General features: G+C 70.2%; 2 protein-coding genes. Both read left to right on the forward strand.

Annotation, left to right across the window (positions count from 1 at the left end; genetic code table 11):
- Window positions 1-143 precede the first annotated feature (143 nt).
- Window positions 144-563 carry a hypothetical protein gene (locus AOK15_RS41275; protein WP_157870548.1) on the forward strand — a complete coding sequence of 140 codons (420 nt, stop codon included), beginning with the start codon at window positions 144-146 and terminating at the stop codon, window positions 561-563.
- Between the two features lie 105 nt (window positions 564-668).
- The coding region (locus tag AOK15_RS41280; protein ID WP_240508841.1) for a hypothetical protein at window positions 669-1,062 on the forward strand (394 nt) is incomplete at its 3' end.

Raw genomic sequence — 1,062 nt, forward strand, 5'->3', positions numbered from 1 at the left:
CCCCACCCCCACACCGAACCGGTCCCCGACCCGCCTGTGCCCGACTCGCTGTGCCCCCACACCAAGTGCCGCGGTGAATGCCGGAGTTGACGGCACAATAGCGGTGTGCGGCAGATGGGCGGCACCCTGGCCGGGAGGCTTCGATGAGCTGGTCGATGTTCGTCTTCCGTGAGCACTGGGCGCACGCCCATGACCGGCAGCAGGCGGCGTTCATGGCTTTCAGCACGTTGTACGCCGGGGCCGCCCCCGCCCACCGGGAGATCCCGTGGCTGCGGCAGTGGCAGTCGTCCTGGGCGGAGACCGCCGACCTCCAGGTCAACGGGCTCGGTGATCTGCGCCCCGAGGACCATCTCACCGACGACGAACGCGTCGCGCGGTTACGGGAGTTCCTCCGTGACTACCGGTCGTGGGTGGCGTCCGTCGCGGACACGATCCGCCCGCTCACCGGGTACGAGCCGGACGACCTCGTCGCCTTCGCGACCACGATGGAGGCGGTGATCGCCGGGGACACCGGCCATCCGCACGTCCGGCGGAGGACGCCTCTCCCGCGCGACCCCTCGTGAGGTCCTCTCTCGGCGACGGCGACGGCGACGGCGACGGCAGGTACGTACGTGGAATACGTACTCCTACCGACGTGTCCCTGACAGCCGTGCCGTTTCCTTGCGTGCATGACGACACCAGGCGTGCGGGCGAAGATGCCGAAGAGTGTGAGGCTGGCAACGGTGGGGGTGTGGGTCCAGGCGGTGCTGAACCTGGCCGCCGGGGCCCTGTTGCTGGCCGTGGTGAGTGACGCGGTGGAACACGGTCAGGACGAGGGGGTCGGACTGATCCGGTTCGTGGCCGTGCTGTCGCTGCTGATCGCGGCGGCGCTCCTGCTGTGCGGCGTTCTCGTGGGCAGACGGTCGAACGCGATCCGTGTCACGGTCGTCGTCGTCGAGGCGGTGAGCCTCGTGGGCGGTGTGCTCGGGCTGCTCCAGGGCGGCGGCGTCTCGGCCCTCCCCGGCATCGTCTTCGCCCTCGCCGTGCTGCGGGGCTTCGGTTCCGCGGAGGCCAGGAACTGGT

The sequence above is a fragment of the Streptomyces ossamyceticus genome, assembly GCF_001418475.1.
Classification (GTDB): Bacteria; Actinomycetota; Actinomycetes; order Streptomycetales; family Streptomycetaceae; genus Streptomyces; species Streptomyces ossamyceticus.

Coding starts and splice junctions, on each gene's coding strand:
- AOK15_RS41275 (WP_157870548.1), top strand. CDS start 144: ATGAGCTGGTCGATGTTCGTCTTCCGTGAGCACTGGGCGCACGCCCAT.